Source organism: Eggerthia catenaformis OT 569 = DSM 20559 (assembly GCF_000340375.1).
Taxonomy (GTDB): Bacteria; Bacillota_I; Bacilli_A; order Erysipelotrichales; family Coprobacillaceae; genus Eggerthia; species Eggerthia catenaformis.
In genome coordinates this window covers 396,185-416,562 of sequence record NZ_KB446646.1, presented here as the reverse complement: position 1 = coordinate 416,562, position 20,378 = coordinate 396,185, and the positions used below count along the sequence as shown (strand labels likewise).

General features: G+C 31.9%; 17 protein-coding genes. 1 reads left to right on the top strand and 16 read right to left on the bottom strand.

Annotation, left to right across the window (positions count from 1 at the left end):
* The 4 genes from HMPREF9943_RS09635 to HMPREF9943_RS01925 all read right to left on the bottom strand — a co-directional run.
* Nucleotides 1-2,945 (bottom strand): Cna B-type domain-containing protein (locus tag HMPREF9943_RS09635; RefSeq protein ID WP_004801560.1); only part of this gene is annotated, 2,945 nt, incomplete at its 3' end.
* Between the two features lie 251 nt (nucleotides 2,946-3,196).
* Nucleotides 3,197-3,502, bottom strand: coding sequence for a hypothetical protein (locus HMPREF9943_RS01935; RefSeq protein ID WP_004801558.1), 306 nt, complete (start codon nucleotides 3,500-3,502; stop codon nucleotides 3,197-3,199).
* A gap of 209 nt (nucleotides 3,503-3,711) precedes the next feature.
* Nucleotides 3,712-3,942: an acyl carrier protein gene (locus HMPREF9943_RS01930; RefSeq protein ID WP_004801556.1), complete on the bottom strand. Its 231-nt coding sequence runs from the start codon at nucleotides 3,940-3,942 to the stop codon at nucleotides 3,712-3,714.
* A gap of 1 nt (nucleotide 3,943) precedes the next feature.
* Entirely contained in the window at nucleotides 3,944-5,443 is a 1,500-nt protein-coding gene (locus HMPREF9943_RS01925) for an amino acid adenylation domain-containing protein (protein ID WP_004801555.1), read from the bottom strand.
* 234 nt (nucleotides 5,444-5,677) lie between these two features.
* On the opposite strand from HMPREF9943_RS01925, the gene HMPREF9943_RS01920 reads away from it, so the two are divergent.
* Nucleotides 5,678-7,294: a putative polysaccharide biosynthesis protein gene (locus tag HMPREF9943_RS01920; protein ID WP_004801553.1), complete on the top strand. Its 1,617-nt coding sequence runs from the start codon at nucleotides 5,678-5,680 to the stop codon at nucleotides 7,292-7,294.
* A 23-nt stretch (nucleotides 7,295-7,317) separates the two neighbouring features.
* On the opposite strand, the gene glpK is transcribed toward HMPREF9943_RS01920, so the two are convergent.
* The 12 genes from glpK to HMPREF9943_RS01860 form a co-directional block, all read right to left on the bottom strand.
* Complete coding sequence (gene glpK, locus HMPREF9943_RS01915) at nucleotides 7,318-8,811, bottom strand: glycerol kinase GlpK (protein ID WP_004801551.1); 1,494 nt, start codon at nucleotides 8,809-8,811, stop codon at nucleotides 7,318-7,320.
* 77 nt (nucleotides 8,812-8,888) lie between these two features.
* On the bottom strand, nucleotides 8,889-9,113 hold the full coding sequence (locus HMPREF9943_RS01910) for an acyl carrier protein (RefSeq protein WP_004801550.1): 225 nt from the start codon (nucleotides 9,111-9,113) through the stop codon (nucleotides 8,889-8,891).
* A gap of 40 nt (nucleotides 9,114-9,153) precedes the next feature.
* Nucleotides 9,154-9,540, bottom strand: coding sequence for an MG284/MPN403 family protein (locus tag HMPREF9943_RS01905; protein WP_004801548.1), 387 nt, complete (start codon nucleotides 9,538-9,540; stop codon nucleotides 9,154-9,156).
* A gap of 46 nt (nucleotides 9,541-9,586) precedes the next feature.
* Nucleotides 9,587-10,321, bottom strand: coding sequence for a tyrosine-protein phosphatase (locus HMPREF9943_RS01900; protein ID WP_004801547.1), 735 nt, complete (start codon nucleotides 10,319-10,321; stop codon nucleotides 9,587-9,589).
* Between the two features lie 75 nt (nucleotides 10,322-10,396).
* Nucleotides 10,397-11,242, bottom strand: coding sequence for a Cof-type HAD-IIB family hydrolase (locus HMPREF9943_RS01895; RefSeq protein WP_004801546.1), 846 nt, complete (start codon nucleotides 11,240-11,242; stop codon nucleotides 10,397-10,399).
* Between the two features lie 77 nt (nucleotides 11,243-11,319).
* Complete coding sequence (locus tag HMPREF9943_RS01890; RefSeq protein ID WP_004801543.1) at nucleotides 11,320-12,408, bottom strand: CDP-glycerol glycerophosphotransferase family protein; 1,089 nt, start codon at nucleotides 12,406-12,408, stop codon at nucleotides 11,320-11,322.
* A 1-nt stretch (nucleotide 12,409) separates the two neighbouring features.
* Nucleotides 12,410-13,594 (bottom strand): CDP-glycerol glycerophosphotransferase family protein, encoded by a 1,185-nt coding sequence (locus HMPREF9943_RS01885; protein ID WP_004801542.1) that lies wholly within the window; start codon nucleotides 13,592-13,594, stop codon nucleotides 12,410-12,412.
* A gap of 352 nt (nucleotides 13,595-13,946) precedes the next feature.
* Complete coding sequence (locus tag HMPREF9943_RS01880; protein ID WP_004801540.1) at nucleotides 13,947-15,368, bottom strand: radical SAM/SPASM domain-containing protein; 1,422 nt, start codon at nucleotides 15,366-15,368, stop codon at nucleotides 13,947-13,949.
* A 104-nt stretch (nucleotides 15,369-15,472) separates the two neighbouring features.
* On the bottom strand, nucleotides 15,473-16,135 hold the full coding sequence (locus HMPREF9943_RS01875) for an acyltransferase (protein ID WP_004801538.1): 663 nt from the start codon (nucleotides 16,133-16,135) through the stop codon (nucleotides 15,473-15,475).
* 511 nt (nucleotides 16,136-16,646) lie between these two features.
* On the bottom strand, nucleotides 16,647-17,663 hold the full coding sequence (locus HMPREF9943_RS01870) for a hypothetical protein (protein ID WP_004801536.1): 1,017 nt from the start codon (nucleotides 17,661-17,663) through the stop codon (nucleotides 16,647-16,649).
* Nucleotides 17,664-17,765: 102 nt separating this feature from the next.
* Nucleotides 17,766-19,421 (bottom strand): GH25 family lysozyme, encoded by a 1,656-nt coding sequence (locus HMPREF9943_RS01865; protein ID WP_004801534.1) that lies wholly within the window; start codon nucleotides 19,419-19,421, stop codon nucleotides 17,766-17,768.
* Between the two features lie 11 nt (nucleotides 19,422-19,432).
* On the bottom strand, nucleotides 19,433-20,344 hold the full coding sequence (locus HMPREF9943_RS01860; protein WP_004801532.1) for a sugar phosphate nucleotidyltransferase: 912 nt from the start codon (nucleotides 20,342-20,344) through the stop codon (nucleotides 19,433-19,435).
* Between the last annotated feature and the right edge of the window lie 34 nt (nucleotides 20,345-20,378).

Genomic DNA, 20,378 nt, shown 5'->3' with positions numbered 1-20,378 from the left:
TCATCATTGTCTGCCATCAGCTGAACGGTAACAGAGTCTTTCTTCGGTCCTACCCATTTCTTATTAACCTTCACTTCCACTGTTTCTGTATTTGTATTAGTAATAGTATAATTATTTTCACTATTTTCTGTTACTTCAGAAGTATAATCCGTAATAAGAACTTCTTTAATTCCATACTTAATCAATGTTCCATCATCATTGTATTTCTTCAGTCCGGTAAACTTGCCTGTCCACTTATTTCCTTCATTCAGCGTTAAAGTCTTATTAGGTACTTCCTGATTGTCTGCCATCAGTTTAACTGTTACAGAGTCTTTCTTCGGTCCTACCCATTTCTTATCGACTTTTACCTCCACTGTTTCTGTATTTGTATTAGTAACAATAAATCCTGTGCCATCCGGTGTAATCTCTGAAGTATAATTTGCAAGAGTTTCCTCTTCAACTTTATAGACAATCAGTTTCCCGTCAGCACCATATTTTGGAAGTCCTTTAAATGTATGCATCCAATTCTCTGAAGCTTTAAATACATGACTTTCTTTTTCCTGTCCATTGGCTTTAAGAGTAATTTTTACTGATCCTAACTCAGGTCCTTTCCATTTCTTTATAACCGGAATATCAATTTTTTCAATATTTGTATTAGTAATTGTATAGCCATTCTCCTGAGTACCTTCTATCTTCTTCTCATAATTAGCAGGTACTTCTTCATCAACTTCATATTTAATAAGCTCTCCATTGTTCTTATTATACTTATCAAGATTAGTGAATGTGTGTTTCCATTGTTCACTCTTTTTAAGAATATAAGTTTCTTTTTCCTGACCATCCGCTTTCAATATAACCTTAACAGTATCTTTCTCCGGACCTACCCATTTTTTGGTAACAGACACTGTTGTTTTCTCTGTATTAGTATTAGTAACAACAAAGCCTCCGATAGAATTTTTCTCGATTTTTACATCATAACCGGCCGGAACATCTTCCTTGACTTCATACTTGATTTCTGAACCATTTTCATCAAGCTTGTCCAGCTTTTTAAAAGTATGCTTCCATTGATTAGATTCCGATAACACCTGACTCTTTATCTTTTTTGTTCCGGCATAAAGATGAACGGTTACACTATCTTTTTTCGGACCTACCCATTTTTTCTCTACAGAAACTTCAGTTGTCTCTTTTTCATTATACATAACAACAACCTGTCCCTGAGGGTTTGTTGCAGCAATATTAACAGCTTTTGAATTTGCTGACTTTGTATGATCACTGTCATTAGGATGAGCATTATCAATCACCACATCTTGATAATTTTTAGGATGATCCTTTTCTACAAATCGATACTTCTTGCCACCTACCAGATTCTTTATCTGTAAAACACCATTCTCATCAGGTGTCATAGTCTTATCAGCATCATTATAAGTTCCTTTTTCTACATTTGCTTTCTGAACATCAAAAGCAGCCCATGTATTTCCATCAGCAGATGTTTCAAGAGTAAACTTAAATCCTTTAGAAAGAGCATCACCGCTATTCTTATCCGTCTTAATCATTTTGATAGATAATGGATTAGCCGGTGCATCGGCAATTCCCTTTGGAGGCGTTAACTTACCTGTTGCAGGATATTCCTTTTTACCTGTCTGATCCGTAACAATCGTTGCTGTATTTTTCTTCTCAGTTACTTCTTTAACAGGAGTATAATTTGCATGAAAATAGAAGATAATATTTTGTAACGCCTTACCATGATAAAGCTTATTTATTTTTTCAATAGTTGCAGCGGAAAGCTTTCCAAAGATATCCGGCTCATTCTTTTTTAATAAATTACCAACGCCTCCGGCATTTTTTACCTGTGGCAGCTGATCATATGTAAGACCGTTAGAATCATTCATATCCCACCATCTAAGCATTAATGTGTAAGTACCGTCATGATTATCATAAATACAATACTCACCTTTTTTAAGAGAATTCTTAATCTCTTCTCTGCTTTTAGATCCTTGCTTTACCTCTTTAGCAAGCATACCTCCACATCCACTATACCAGCCTTCAATAACCTTGTCTGAATCATCAATACCTGTAACCCAAGGTAGAACAGACTGTAAAACTGGTGCTTTTATACAATCAGTAAAAGTATCTTCAACATAAATACCGGTATATGAATTTGGACGATATTGCCCGTTATGCTCTAAAAGGTATGGAGTAAAATAGTCATAATATCTATTACCTACTCTTTTATTATAGATATCATTAAATAATCTGATACTCCATGTAATCCTATGATCATCTGATCCGTCAGGACTCTTAGATAAAATCTGTTTTGTATTATTAATTGTAGAAGCATCAATATGACGATATTCAAACGGTGTACATATCTTTTCTTTTCCTACCTGACCATACTTTACATATCTTTTTCCTTTTTCTGTACTTTTTTCTAACGAAGCACTACGAATAAGCATTTCTCCGGTTTCAAAATAAGCACTGAATTTCTTAACCGGATTATCTCTAATAAAATCTCCACCAAAAGTTAAAATAAACTTCCCGTCTTTATAAACCCATGTTCCAAGGACATTATTGCCTACCTTAATTGGTAGCGGATTTTCAGTAAAGTTCTCCAGCTTTCCACCATAGTTTCCATTAACAGTCAGAGTATCTCCCTCTTGCAGAACATTCTCCGCTTCATAAGATATTCCCAATTTCAATTTAATACGGCTATCCTGCTGATTCTGACAGACAGCATTATTAAACTGAGCCGGATTACTTTCATAAGAAGCATAATCCGTGTCAGACTCTTTTTTATACTGAATAGACTTTCCGTCAACAGTATCAATAATTTCAAAAGATGTCACTTTTACATTATCCATTCCCAGCTCTTTTCCTGCAGCTTTGACATTACTTAAAGACATTACAGATAATATCATTGCAGAAACAAAAAACCATGAAAATATCTTCTTTAATTTCCTTTCATATTTCATAATAAACTCCCTTCTTTGATTTATAAGAATTAATAAGCTAAATACTAAGCTTTATTATTCTTATCATTTTAATCTTACCAAATAAAAAACATTTTATCAATCGCATAAATTTTAAAAAAATATACTAAAAACATACGATTAATAAGCTAAGTATTAAAAATTTCTTTCTTATTTAAATCAAAATACTATTATTCATTACTATATACAAAAATCAGTTCAGGTCATTATTACCTGAACTGATTACTTATTATTTATTCCTTAGACCCCTCTACCAGATGCTTAATAAATAAAAGATTTCCCTTAATAGATTTGCCTTTCTTAAAATGATACCAAAAACAACATCCGATGATAAATGATATAACAGTCAGCCATTGCAATACACCTGTTTTATCACCAAATGTTTCAAAGAAGTAGGCAATAGGATTAGAGACTTCATAAATCCTATCACTTATTCCATAGAAATACCTCATAACAAACCTTACGAGATAACTCATTACTGAAATTGTGAATGCACAGCAAGTCAGTATTGCATATGACAGCTTTTCGTCATTTTTCATTTTTTACACTCCCTTCAATTTAATTCTTTAATAACCTTTCATAAAGAGTACATGTGAACCACCACTTTCTTATAAACTACTTAGTGATTATTTTATCTAGCTAAATTATAATATATTTACTTTTTATGTAAAGGGTTTCATAAAAAATAAATAAAAATGTCAAAATGGAATATCTTGACATTCAGTTTACTAAATATAATTATTAATTTTTACTCATCTGCTAATCTTTCAACTAATGCAGTGATTGCCTCAACACTGTTAAAGTTTTCCGGAACAACATCTAGTGGTGTGATTTCAATATCAAACTCATCATTTAATTCAACAGATAGATTCATTACATCTAATGAATCTAATAAGCCATCATCTACTAATGATGTACTAGATGTAAAATCAACGCCCGGTTTTAATTCCTGTAAAATTTTTAAAACTTGTTCTTTCATTTTATAATCCTCCATAATTTGTTTTTAAATATTTTCTATCTATTTTACCATTCTGATTCATTGGCATATTACGTACTTTCTTCATAACATTCGGTAACATATAGTGTGGAACCTTATCTTTTAAACCATCAATTATTTCTTTATCACTAATCTTTCCCTGATATACCAGAACAATCTTATCTTTTTCATCATCAAAGATGACAACACAGCTTTTAATTGCATCTAATCCATAGACTGCTGTTTCAATTTCTCCAAGCTCTATACGATAACCCATATGCTTAATCTGATAATCTTTACGTGTAATATAAATAAGTTCTCCACGGTCATTATACTTTACTAAATCACCTGTACGATACATCATTTCAGGGTAAAAAGTATTTAATGGATTCTGCATAAAAGCCGCTTGTGTCTTCTCGGGATTATTATAATAACCCGCAGCTAAGAAACCTCCACGTGCACATAATTCTCCTTGTTTATCTATTTCCGTAATCTCTTTATTCTGATCATCTAAAATAAAGACATCGCAGTTATCACAATGTTTTCCTATCGGTAAAGATTCATTATTTTTAAACTTTCTATCAACTTTATAATATGTGCAAATATCAGTTGTTTCCGTTGGTCCATACAGATTAGCATATTCTATATCCGGACGTTTATCCATCCAATAATTAAGATGCTTAGTTGGCATAGCCTCACCCGCAAACATAACTTTCTTTAAATCAGGTAATTCTACATAATCCAATACTTTCATATTCGCAAAAATACCTAAAGCACTTGGTACCCAATAGATTGTATTCACTTTCTTTGTATTCATTAATTCTACCAGTTTTACCGGGAAAGCAAAGAATTTCTTTGGCATAATATGTAATGTAGCACCGGTAAATAATGTAGAAAAGATATCAGTTACACTCATTGAAAAATAAAATGGTGTCTGTGATCCAAAGACTGTATTTTCATTAATATCAAATGTTTCAATAACCCAGTCAATATAATTAAGAACATTACGATGAGTTAATAAAGCCCCCTTAGGCATCCCTGTTGATCCTGATGTATATAATGCATAGAGAGGATCTGTATCAATAGAAAGATTTCTAATCTGCTGTAATCCTACTTCATTTATTTCAGTATCAAATATATCTTCAAGGTAATAAACAGGCACATTTAATGATTCTGCTTTTTCCTGATAATCTTTATTGGTAATAAGTGCGACCGGATTTAATCCTGAGAATATCTTTTCTATTCTTTCTAAAGGCATTTGATCATCAATCACAACATAAAAATGTCCTGAATAGACAACTCCTAAAAATGAATAAAGGCAAGCCGTACTTTTAGGCAGCATCACCGCAATTGGAGTGTTTCTCTTAGAAACATTTAATAATGCTGAACCAATTCTTTGAGCATTAGTAATCAGCTGAGAGTATGTCAACTCTGTTATTTCATCACTCATTACTATTTTATTTGAATCTTTAAATTTTTCTATTTTCTGAAGTATGTTTTTCATATAATCACCAGAATTACTCTAGCACAATCATTTCTTGAATACAAGATATTTTACGCTGTTTACATGTTTCTATATATTTATTTATATATATTTTATAAAGAGTATTTTCAATCCTTTCTATATTATATAGAGGATTGCTTTTTTATAAAAGTGACAATTTTTTAGTTGTATTAAAAATAATAGGATGTAGAATAAGAATTTGTTATAATGTTAAAAATGAGAGGAGACATAAAGATGAGCAGTAAGTCACAGACAATCGTTAAACAGGCATCTATTCTTGCCTTAGCCGGTATACTGGTGCGTATTATCGGGGTTTTATATCGCAGTCCTTTAACTGCATTGATAGGTGATGAAGGAAACGGCTATTATAGTACTGCTTATAATATTTATTCCCTGGTACTGTTAATTTCTTCTTATTCTATTCCTACTGCCATCTCTAAGATGATCAGTGAGAAAATTGTTTTACATCAATATGATAATGCTAGAAAGATCTTCAAATATGCTATTGTTTATGTCATTGTAATATCCGGTGCGGCTTCTTTATTAGCTTTTATTTTAGCCCCTTACATTGTTACTAAAGGATCTGTCTTTGCTTTAAGAATTCTTTGTCCAACCATTTTCTTATCAGGACTCGTAGGTGTATTAAGAGGCTATTTTCAGGCTTATAATACAACTATCTATACTTCTATTTCACAGATTATAGAACAAATTTTTAATGCTGTTGTTTCCGTAGGAGCTGCCTGGATCTTTATCCAGCCTTATTTAAATAACAGCAGTATGAAAGCCTCTTATGGTGCAGGGGGAAGTGCCTTAGGCACCGGTGTCGGTGTTTTTATTGCTTTAGCTTATCTTTTCTATAAGTTCTTATCAAAAGGAAAACAGATGAGTGATGAACTCACCCCGGATTCATATACAGATACACCTAAAGCCATTATTCATTCAATACTAGATATTGTAACTCCTATCATTATCGCAACTTGTGTCTATAATCTGGTGGCAGTTATTGATATGAATATCTTTTATTTCTTTATGAAATTAAAAAATATTCCTACTTCTGAAGCAGTTAAGATGTATGGTGTCTATGCCGGTAAATTTGTAGTACTGATGAATGTCCCCGTTGCCCTGGCGAGTGCTATGAGCACAGCTTCTATTCCTTCTATCTCCGGAGCACATGCCTTAAAAGATTATCGGGAAGTCAGAGATTCTATTGATTCTTCTATTTTAGTTACTATGATGATTCTTATCCCTTCGGCAGTGGGACTAGCTGTATTAAGCTATCCTATCATGGGTGTCTTATTTCCACAGCCATCAACTATTAAAATGGCTTCTATGACTCTAACTATCGGTGCCGGCGCTACTGTATTCTATGGTCTATCAACTTTATCCAATGGTATTCTACAAGCTATTGGAGCAGTTAAAATACCGCTTCATAATGCTTTAAAAGCTCTTATTGCTCATATCCTCATCATAATGATCCTATTACTTATACTGCCTGCTTCAAATAAGGAGCTTGCTCCTTATTTGCTGGCAATTGGCACCTCTCTATATGCCTTACAAATGTGCATCACTAATCAGCTGGCTTTAAAAAAACTTATCCATTATCGGTATAAAACAAGAAAATTCTTTCTCATTCCCATTATCTCATCAATCATAATGGGAATGATCTGTTATATCTCATATCAGTTATTATTTATGATTACAAGACATGTCTTTATTCCTTTAATAATCTCAGTAATCATTGGTATGATCGTTTACTTCCTGATGATCTTATTCTTCTATTCTGATCATCTGGATGATTTAAATAGTATTCCTTATATGAATAGATTATTAAGAAAACTAAATAAACATTAAAAGATAACCTTCAAGGTTATCTTTTAATGTTCAGACCAACGAAAACTGCGCTCTACAGCTTTATGCCATCCCGCCAGCCTTTCTTCTCTTTCTGCTTCCGATATTCTTGGTTTAAACACCCGATCAATCTGCCAATTACGTTTAATTTCATCTAAATTCTTCCAATATCCGATATACAATCCGGCTAAATAAGCAGCTCCCATAGCCGTTGTTTCTACACACTGCGGTCTTAATACCGGAGCATTACAGAAATCAGCCTGAAAAGATAACAGTAGATTATTCTTACATGCTCCGCCATCAACTTTTAACTGTGATAAAGAAATATGAGAATCAACTTCCATTGCATGAATCACATCCGTTACCTGAAAAGCTAATGATTCAAGAGCGGCTCTAATAATATGATATTTATTAACACCTCTAGTGATACCTACAATCGTTCCTCTGGCATAAGGATCCCAATAAGGTGCACCTAATCCGGTAAATGCCGGTACAACATAACACCCATTTGTATTTTTTACTTTCTTAGCCATATATTCAGAATCTTCAGAAGAATCTATTAAACGCATTTCATCTCTTAGCCACTGAATAGCTGCTCCGGCAACAAAGACTGATCCTTCCAAAGCATAAGTCACTTTATCCTCAAATCCCCAGGCAATCGTCGTTACAAGTCCGTTCTTTGATAATACCGGTGTCTCCCCTGTATTCATTAATAAAAAGCCGCCTGTTCCATAAGTGTTCTTAACATCTCCGGGAGTAAAACATGTCTGTCCGAACAAAGCTGCCTGCTGATCTCCGGCTGCTCCGGCAATCTGAATAGGTGCCCCCAAATAAGAAGCATCACTCATACCGAAATCACTACTGGAAGCCTGCACATGAGGCAGCATGGATAAAGGAATATCTAAAATATCCAATAACTCCTGATCCCATTGCAATGTATGTATATTATACATTAAAGTACGTGATGCATTAGAATAATCAGTAACATGAACCTTTCCTTTAGTCAGTTTCCAAATCAGCCATGTTTCTACCGTTCCAAATAACAGTTCTCCTTTTATTGCTTTTTCTCTGGCATTCTCAACATGATCTAAAATCCACTTTAATTTTGTTCCTGAAAAATAAGCATCTAATAATAATCCTGTTTTCTCTTTAAAGAGATCAGTTAATCCTTTCTCTCTTAATTCATCACAGTATTTAGCAGTTCTGCGGCATTGCCAAACAATCGCATTATAAATAGGCTCTCCCGTCTTTTTATCCCAAACAATAGTAGTTTCTCGCTGATTGGTAATACCAATAGCTGCAATTTGATTTGCTTCTACATTTATTTTCTGCATTGCTTCAACTGCTACTGATAGCTGAGTAGCCCATATCTCATTAGCATCATGCTCTACCCATCCCGGTTGCGGATAAATCTGCTTAAACTCTCTCTGAGCAATAGAACACATTTCTCCTTTATGATTAAATAAGATACAGCGATTAGATGTTGTCCCTGAATCCAATGCCATAATATATTTTTCCATATTCCTCACTCCTTGTAATCGCTATCATAACACAATATCTTTATGAATGCATTAAAAAATACTCTTATAAAGAGTATTTAAGCAGTCTTCTTATCAATTAATGTCAATAGATCTTTAACTGTAGTAATAGACATCAGTTCCTCATCTTCAAATTCAACACCAATTTCCTCTTCTAATTCAAAAACCAAATCAACCAAATCTAAAGAATCAATACCTAAATCTCTAAAAGAAGAATCCAATGTCAATTCCTTGCCGTGTAACTTGTCATTTAAGACCTCTTTAATTCTATCAAAATATTCCATTTTCTTCACCTCTTAAGTAATTATTATAAAGAGAAATAAACTAAAACTCAAGAAATACAAGCAAATATTTCACAAACTGTTCAATCGCTTCTTTTCTCTTACGGTAATAAGTAGCCTTGGAATAATAATCCAAATACCATTCTTTATCATACATCATAAAATCATGCCTAATAATCTCTTCTGATTCTTTACCTATCAAAACAAATATCTGATTAATTAAATAAATCAGACGTTTCGCTTCATCTATCTTATCTATTCTTTTATTGTAGTAATAAGACACAGAATGAACAGGTGCTTCCCTAACAGATAATGTATGTGAAGCATAATGATTATCATAATTCATACAATCTATTAAATAAGAAGCACATTGATAACGATGAATGATCTTTTTTATCAATAAGATTTTCTGCTTATATGTATAACCCATAGAATCCTCCTATTATCATATACTCATAAAGGAGGATTTTTTCTCATTAGATTAAAAATCCCTGCTTGATATCATCTATTTCTTCTTCTGTTAAACCAATATTTTTTAAATAACCGTAAGCACTGCCATAATGCTCTCTCAAATAATCCAATAAGATAAGCATATATCGTGGTGATGACGTTAAATAATTCTGTGTTTCTTCATCCATTAGTTGTTTAAGATTTTCAACAATATCAATGTTATTGCCATAACTTTCAGCATAATCCTTAACAATATCATGATCATGGCATCCTGCCAGTTCTAATAATAAACCGGCAATAATTCCTGTTCGATCTTTACCTGCTGAACAATGAAATAAAATACCTTCATAAGGATGTTCTAAAAAGATCTTAAAGACTTCCTTGATTGTTTTTTTATGTGCTTCTAAAGTAAAAATATAAACACCGCCAAGATCTCTATACTCCTTGATTTCTTCCGGAACAACTTTTACTGTTTCACTATCCATGAGATTAATTTCAATATTTGTAAATCTATTATCTTCTTTAAACTTTGAAACTTGTACTTCTTTTTCAAAATCACTGCGTAAATCAATAGTTATTCTTACTCCATAATTAACTAATGTATCTAAATCATGCTCCGTTGCATGAGCCGGTGAAGCAGCTCTAATAAAACGATGAGCTTTAGTATAACGCCCTTCTTGTGTTTCATACCCTCCTAAATCACGAGTATTAAGCATTCTATCTAACGTAATTAAACGTTCTTCACTTGTCATATACTGCATAATCATTAACTCCTTTATCTGTTAGATTTTACCACAAACCATCGATAAAGAAAAGAAAAGCAGACTGCAAGTCTGCTAAATAAGCTTTAAATATTTAAAAGCATTATATAATCCATCATGATCTACATCATCTGTAATGTAATCAGCAGCTTTCTTAATACCTTCACCGCCATTACCCATAGCTACTCCATACCCGCATACTTCAAACATAGATATATCAATATTAGCATCGCCAAAAGCTATAGTATCTTTAGGATCTATATTAAGATAATCTAATAATATCTTAATCGCATACTTCTTATCAATACCGCTAGGTCCAATATCTCCGAAGAGTGCCATTTCTCCCTTGCCTCCCCAAGTATTTTCTACTAAGTGAGGAAAATCTCTTTTAGCATCTAAATGATCCTGATAACTTCCTAAAATATAGCTGATCTTATTAATATCATTACGATACAGTTCTTTTCTTGAAAGAGGTGTATACTGCTTCATAACATTCTTATTAAATTCTTCTATATCAGCAATAACTTTTCCTTTACCGGAAGCATATTTAGCCATTGCTTCTGCCCCCTGCTTTAAAAACAAATCATCTACAAACATACCGGCGTTACTTTCTAAAATAACTCCCAGTCCTCTTTTATAGCACCAGTCAACAATATTTCTTGTATCATCAGCACTTAAAGGATTAAAGTAGACAACATGATCATGATCTTCCACATAAACACCATTACCGCCAATCATACCATCTATTTCCATAGTTCTAAAATCCCTATGACTGATTTCATCCTTACCGCATCCCGTGCAGATATAAACACGATGACCATTCCTTCTGGCTTCATTAACTGCTTTTTCTGCCGACTTTGGCAAATATGTCTGATAATTGATTAATGTTCCATCTACATCTAAAAATATAACTTTGCTCATTCTATAACATCTCCTTTTGACCTATTATATATAGTTTTTTTTAACAAATAAAAAAACATCAAAATATGAAAAAAGCATCATAAGATGCTTTTTATAAACTCAATCACTCTATCTATATTTTTACCATCTCTATAAGTAAAAAATAAATCACTAAATGATTTAATATCATATCTATCCTGACTTTTTAATGCTTTTATCAATTCATCTGTATCATAGCAGATAGCACCCGGCATCGTCTTTCGGTAATCTACAAAGACACCGACATCTTTAAAATAATCTTCCAAATCGGGAACATAGAAATACATTGGCTTATCCAATAATGAATAATCAAAAATAATGGAAGAAAAGTCCGAAATCAGGCAGTCTGAGACAGTAAATAAATCATGTGTATCTTCATGATTCATATTGATAATACGAGAATGATCAGGCAATGAGGTATCAAGCAGTAAAGGATGAAACTTATAAAGCAGTATTGTATTTTCATCAAATGACTCAATAAGTCTTAAAGCATCTAACGACACACTTCTAAATCCTTCATAAAGATTACCTCTAAACGTAGGAGCATAAAGAATAATGTTCTTATCCTTAAGATAAGGATATTTATCAAACATCTTTCTTCTTGTTGTTTTCAGATATTCTAAATCAGATAAATGATCTACTCTTGGCATACCCAACACCTTAACATTCTCTTTATCTACAGAGAATGCCTTGCTATAAGGCTCTTTCCAGTATTCACTATTACTAATAACATAATCATAATTTCTGATTGGATACTCTCTTTTAATCACATTGCCAAACTTTTTAATCGCTCCGGCGGCATGCCATAATTCTATAACTTTTACACCCGGTTTCTTAAACTTGGCAATCACATAATTATTATCGGTAATCAGAACTACAGCACTTGTATTAATCACAAATAACTGATGAATAGTATTTATCATATAAAGAAAATTAGTAATTAATGATTTCTTATTATAATGAATAAGAACCGTCTTTAAATCATATTCTTTATTCTTAAGCTGATCATAAATCAGCTTAAGATCTGATTCTAAGTGATCTGATTCTAATGAAATAAAAGCTATGCGGTTCTTTTTAATCTTTAATGGCTTAACAAAAAGATTCATAAAAGAAAGTATAATATTTAAGATTATCTTTTTAAGTCCCATATTAATCACCTAAGACAATATCTATTACACGAGATGAAGCATGACCGTCTTCATTATTATTAAATCTCTGATTAAATAGACTCTGTTTTGAATAATCATAGATACTATTCTTTATCTTATCTAATAAAATATCTTCATCTTCTATAATATCACCGGGAAGATCATGATAAATATCTAAATAAAAGCCACGCAAGGCGTCACGATAATCTTCTAAATCATACATATAGAAATAAATCGGTCTTTTTAAGATCGCATAATCAAAGAATACACTTGAATAATCAGTAATAAGAAGATCTGAAATCAGATATAAGGAACTGATATCTACAATAGGATCTACATAATAAACAAAATCTTCTAATCCTGTCAGATCAAAATCATTTACAATTAAATAATGAGGCTTAAAAATCACAATATAATCCTCTTTTAAAATCTCATACCATTTCTTAAAATTTACTTCAAGATTAAAAGTATAGCCCTGCATATTAAAAGAATTATCACGCCATGTCGGTGCATAAAGAATAATTTTTTTATCTGACGGAAGATGCATCTGTTGTTTAATTCTGACAATATCTTCCTTAGTATAATTAGATAAGATATCGTTTCTAGGATATCCGGTTTCAATCAATCTTTCTTTATTAATCTGAAAAGCTGTCTGAAAAACTTCCGTCGTAAAGTGAGATGGAGATATCATATAATTATATTTAGAAACATCATTATCATAAGTATTTGCCATTTCTTCAAAATTCATGCCGCTACGATAAAATGTAGTATCATCAGGCACATCAATATCATGTGCTAATTTCTTTAACGGTGTACCATGCCATGTCTGTAAATAAACCTGATTATCTTTCTTTAAAACATATTTAGGAAGCTTACAATTAACAAACCAGTACTTTGCTCTAGCAAGATAAAAGAAATAAGGTATACTAAAGTACTCTATAACCTTTGTATTTCCCGGAATAGATAAGTTCTTTTTTTTATGATTCTTAATCGCATAAATAAGCTTATAATCCTTATATTCAGGATAATTGATAAGATATTGATGCAATGCCATCGGATTATCCGAGTATCCTCTTCCATGAAAAGAAATAAAAAGAATCATATGAGAATCTATAGGGATCAATTTATATAACAGCTTATAGATAAGCTTAATTGTTTTACTAATGAATTGCTTAACTTGTTTCATAATATCCTCCCGGAAACCATATTCATTATAAATGTTTAGTACTTAGCTTTCAAGGAAATAAATACTACCATTTTTTGTTTTTCCTTTCATATTCCCAAAATAAATCTTCCTGACTCATTATTAGCTGATTTCTCTAAGTCAACACAATTAAGAATCTTCTCTAAAAACAGTTATAACTGTTCTCAGTAAGCCAAATATAGGTACACAAGTAATGATCGCTTATATTTGGATACCATTAAAAGATACATAATATTAGTCAATCTAGTGAAGTTCAGGAAAATCTGTTTTTCACTTTATCCTTTATACCTATCTATATTGCAATTATGCTTACAAAAAAAGGATCCGCAGATCCTTAATGAATTTGTCTATCCGGTGCATAGTTTTCATAACGTGGTTTTTTATGAACTTCTGAATTCCAGATTTCATCAGCTGGAGCTTTCCAATTTTGAGCATAATCATAACATTTCTCGCATAAATGTTCTACTGATTCAGCCGCTTCATAATTTGTATCATGAGCATGTGTCTGATGAACCAATCTTTTTAATATCTCCGGATTTTCAAGCATCGGACATGGTCTTAAATGATTTTTATTAAAGGGCTGTTCCTGATGGTATGCCATAAACAATGGACTCTGAAGCATTTCTAAAATAGAATGCTCATGAATATTAGTATTAGAATAATGAATAAATACACATGGCTCTGCATCACCTGCTGAATTAATATGGAAATAGTTTCTTCCTCCGGCAATACACCCTCCTACATATTCTCCATCATTCTGGAAATCCATCGGGAAGAATCCTATCTGACACTGATCTGAACGGATATAACGAATACGGTTAATCATATATTCTCTTTGGTGGCAAGTTGGTAACAATTCTACCGCAGCATTATTGCCTACCGGCATATAATGGAAATAGAAGCCAAATCTTGCTCCTCTATCAGCAATCATATTTAAGAAGTCATCATTAGTCACAGCTTCTATATTTGCTTTTGTATAACAGATAGATGTACCAAAGATAATACCATATTTCTTTAATAAATCCATAGCATTCATAACTGCATCATAATGCCCATTTCCTCGTCTTGAATCATTTGTTTCCGGTGTTCCTTCAATAGATAATTGAAAAGTAATATTTCCTAGTCTGACAACATCCTGACAAAATTTCTCATCTATTAATGAAGAATTTGTATAGATAGAAAAATAACAGTCATGATGTTTCTCAGCAAGCTTTAAGATATCTTTCTTTCTAACTAACGGTTCTCCGCCTGTCATCATATAAAGATATACACCTAATTCTTTACCTTGTGTCACTATCTTATCCATATCTTCAAAACTAAGATTATGCTTATGTCCATAAGTACCGCTCCAACATCCCACACAATGCATATTACAGGCATCTGTTGGATCAAAAAGAATCAACCACGGTATATTACAGTGATATTTCTTTCGATTCTCTCTGATCATCTTTGTTCCTCTTAAAAATGCTTCATAGCCAAGATTTAAAGCAGTCATTTTTAAAACATTCTGATCACTTTCATCAATAACTCTATTAATAAACTTTATCCATCTATTATCAGGATCTTTAATCGCATTCTTAATATTTTCATAATTCTCATCACTAAAGCCATCTCCATAAAATCTTTTAGCAATATCTACAATCTTTAAGAATTCCTTCTCTCTATCCTTCTCTAATCCCTTTAATACCTTATCAATAATACCACTCATAACTTTTCTTTCCACACTATGAGATACATTGCTTAGCACGGTCATCATACATCCCTCCTCAAAATGACTAATAGTCATTTTTATATAATATATTGTACTCCCATTATTTTTAATGTCAAATCAAATAAATGATATAAAAAAAGATTATATTTCTATAATCTCTTAACAACAATATTTCCATTATTCTTATAAATAGAATTCTCAGGGATAACACCTCTCACACAGGAAGTTGGATAAACATTAGAATGCCTACCAATAACAGTCCCCGGATTGAGTACTGAATTACATCCTACTTCTACATAATCTCCCAACATTGCTCCAATCTTCTTTAATCCTGTTTCAATATGCTGATGACCATCATGAATCACAATCAACTTCTTATCACTTTTTACATTAGAAGTAATCGCTCCGGCTCCTGTATGTGAATAGTATCCCAGAATACTATCTCCTATATAATTATAATGTGGTGTCTGCACATGATCAAACAAAATAACATTCTTTAATTCTGTACTATTCCCTACAACACAATCTTCTCCTACTAATGCACTTCCTCTAATAAAAGCACATTGTCTTACCTCAGTATTCCTGCCAATAATACATGGTGCTCCTAAATAAGCTGTATCAAAGATAACAGCTGTCTTATGAACCCAGACATGTTCTTTAATCTCTTGATATTCATCTTTATCCAATGTTTTACCTAAAGAAATAATAAAATCCTTAATTCCTTTCAATGCTTCCCATGGATATGTAAATTGTGACAAATAATCTTTTGCAAGGGTATGATCTAAATCATATAACTCTTTAATTGTATACATACACTCTATCTCCTTAGCTTTATTATAAGCCTATTAAAGAAAAACAAAAGAATAAATTTTAATGTTTAAAAGATTCTATCTATAAAGTATTTTCTATTAGAAGCTATTTTTTATCCTTACCCTTCCAATATCAACTGTTTTCCTTTGCTTTTAACCACTTAAATATCTCAATATTTATAACTAAAAACTTATCTGTCGGATTCTTTACTTTTATTTTTCTCATAGCTTTTATATTGATTCAAAAGTAACATAAAGATTATCATTTCTACCAGAAATATCTTCTGAATTACTATAAGTATATTTTTCAGGTAGAGATCATTCATCTTCAAGCATTAAACTAATATATCATCATATTTCATTTACTTTCCAGTTGATACCATCCTGTAACTTTATAAATAATAATCGCTTTTTATGCTTTCTTACTTTGAGCATATACTTTATATGAACCCATTATTAATAAGAAAGGAATACTAAAACAGGAGATAATAAATTTATCATCAATCTTACTTTTTTATTCTTTCCGGTCTCTGGCTATTTCACTCATCATTTCAAAAGAAGTCATATTATTGTTTTCATCAAAATGAATATATGAATAATACTCATTCCAGAATAAATGACTGCTGTGTGATGTCCACTTAATGCCATAATATAACTGGGTAATATCCTGAGGATTGTTAGGAACAGACCATAGCTTCTTGCCAAATGTTTTTCTTAACACCTCTATATTTAAAGTATCAAGTAGATTCACTCCATTTAATTGAAATGATATAGAGTTTCTTTTTAATACTTGAACACAATCCTGATCTAAATAAAAATGTACTATCCGACAATCTTTTAAAAGAGTATCTTTATTTAAATCTCCATATAATCCAATACTTCCAATTATCGTATTACCTTTAGCAAGATAATATAGACAATCGGACATATAATATCTCCTAAAGCCCTTTTTTACTAAGATATTCTGACTGATTTCATATTTTTTCAGTTTTCCTGAAGTTAATAAGTCCTGATATCTTATATAATAATTATCTTTCTGATTAACATATATATCAAAGCCGTCTTTTAATACATCAGATGCTTTTGTCTTTGCTAGAGTAATTTTTGTATTATTTATAGTAATATTAGGAACAGTAGGAGGAATATCAATAAATATATAAACAAAAAACAAAAATAAAGCTAAAACGGCGGTCACTGTAAATATAAATACAGATCTTCCTGTACGTCTTCTGGCATTAAAGAAAGCTAAAACAAATGGTGTCACAATAGCACTTGCCAGCGGAGCAAAACCGTGTCCCAGTTTTCTCATCAGATATAAAGAAAATAATACAGCAACTATAATCATAGAAAGATATATCAATATTTCCTTAATACTTAATTTACTTTCTCTTGTTTGTTTATTAACAGTTTCTTCCATTAATGTCTGTCCATTTTTAACTGTTCTTTTCATATAAATATACATGCCTACGCAAATCGCAATAAATGAAACAGCTAAAAATAAAAGTAATCCTAAAATTATTAATCTTCCCATTTAAAAACTCCTCTCACTGTATATTTATTATAGCAAATACTATAAAGTATTCTATACTAAAATTTTATAACTCTATTTAATAAAAAAGATGCCTAAGCATCTTTAACGTGTCTTATTCCATTTACCATTAGAATCTACATGATATTTACCAATCCACGTACTAACAGCCATTGCCCCGCTATCAGTTACATAGTAATTGCCAATCCATCTGTTAGATGACATCTTACCGCTGTCTTCCAGGAAATACCATTTCTTGTTGATTTTCTGCCATCCTGTCAACATCGCTCCGCTGTCACCCAGATAATACCATTTATTCTTAATCTTTTGCCATCCTCTCAGCATAGCGCCGGAATCATTAAGATAATACCATGATTTTTTAGGCTTAACCCAGCCTGTCTGCATAATACCTTCTTTATCCATAAAATACCATTTATTCTTATATTGAACCCAGCCTGTAACTCTCTGATTGTGAGTGTTGAGATAATACCAGTATTTCCCGGTATAATGCCATCCTGCCTGTTTTATAGTAAGAGGCGTGCTATAATCATAATTCAAATCTACTCTTCCATTGACTCCCTCTATATAATAGCTTGATCCTGTCTGATACATATGAGCTTTAATAAGCTTATTGCCTATCATAAATGAAGGCTGAGATGTTTCTAAGCTATAATGAGCCTGCCAGATTGGAAATTGTGTAAAATAAGTACTATTAATATAGTTTTTAAACCAGTTTGTATTTGCATAGATACCAATATTTTTATAATTATGAGCATGAAGAACATCTATAAAAGCTTTAACAATACTTTCTAAATAAGATGCTCTCTTTGAAGCAGGTATGCCTTTTACTAACTGATTAGTTTCCAAGTCAAGATAAATAGGATAAACCATCTTAGATAAATAAGATTTATTATGATCTAAGATATTAACTAGCTTATTAGCCTGATCAATAGAATCCTGTATGGAGATCTTATCAGCAGTAGAAGAATCTAAATACCAGTAAAGCCCGAAATTCATCTTAGCATCAGAAACAAGCTTTAGATTATCATAGATTTTTCTATCCACTCCATCTATTAAATTACCCGTTGTATGAAAACCATGTCCTCCACGTAAAATAACATACTGTATACCTGATTTCTTAACCTTATTAAAATCAATATTTCCCTGATAAGCTGAGAAATCAGCACCTATTTTAGCTGATGATGAAGTAATGCTTACACCATATTTCTTACTAAAAGAATAACCGTTTAAGGTTCCTTTAACAGTCACTGTTGCATAACCTTTTCCGGTAGGCATAAGTAAACCTTCCTTATCTGTCTGACAAACATGATACTTATCAGTACTGAAATGAGCATTATCTAAAACAGCTAATAAAGGGTCATTAAAAGCCTTATAAGCTTTGACTGTTGTTCCTACAGCACCCTGATAAGAAGTACTCTGATTAACTAATTTACCTTCATTATCAAATAGAAAAGATAAACTCTTAATAGATTGTTTTCCTTTAAGCATATAACAGTTATCATCAAAATAATACCAGTTATTATCTATGAAATGCCATCCTTTAACTGCATATCCTTTCTTATTAAAATAAAATGTATGATACCCTATTTTTAAAAATGATCCTTGAACCCATGTTCCATCATCATACTGATACCACCAGCCAATCTTATTTTCTTTCCAATGACCGCTTCTTGCATAAGCAGGTAAAATGACCGAAAAAACAACGGTTAAGCTTACAATAATTGCTAAAATCTTTTTCAAACCGGCTCTCCTTATAAATCACTATATAAATCTTCTTTATAAACACCTGTTTCAATCAGATACTTAAAACTATCTACTACTGTCTGTTTGTCTTCTTTATAAGTAACTCCAAACCATTTATCCTTTGTTTCCAATACTTTAACTGTCGCTTTCTTTTCATCTAATAAATTACCAATAATTGTTGGTAATAAATATTCATCCTTTAACGGATTAGAAAGATTATTTAAGAAACCGGTAAACTGTTCTTCCAATACATTCATAAATTCAGGTGTTAAAGCCCATGTATTCATAGAACAATAACTATTAGCATCAATATCTTTTCCTTCAACTGATGCTCCTGTTGCTGTCTTTATAATATTTGATGTTTCACAAATATCAGTTAAATAGCCCTGACCATTAACTTCACATATTCCTCTGGTAACTGCGCCATTATCGCTTAATGTATTCTTCAGGATAAATCCTGCCATTGCAAATTCATAAGCATCATGACCTTCCTCTAAAAATGCATGCAATGATACAAATGCTTGTTTGCCATAATAGTCATCAGCATTAATTACAATAAATGGTTCATGAACAAGTTCTTTAGCAGCTAAGACAGCCTGTCCTGTTCCCCAAGGCTTATTTCTTCCTTCCGGCACTTTATATCCTGATGGAAGATTATCTAATGCCTGAAAGCAATAAGCGACTTCTACATTCGCTTTTTTAGCTACATTCTCAATACGATTTCCTATTCTTTCTTTAAAATCATTCTCAATATCTTTACGAATAATAAAGACAATCTTATTAAATCCCGCTTCTATAGCATCATGAATAGAATAATCCATGATAATCTCATCATGCATACCAACAGGTTCTAACTGTTTAATCCCGCCACCAAATCTTGAACCGATACCGGCTGCCATAATTACTAATGTTGTTTTCATATTATATACTCCTTTATTTCTTTTATCAGTCTAT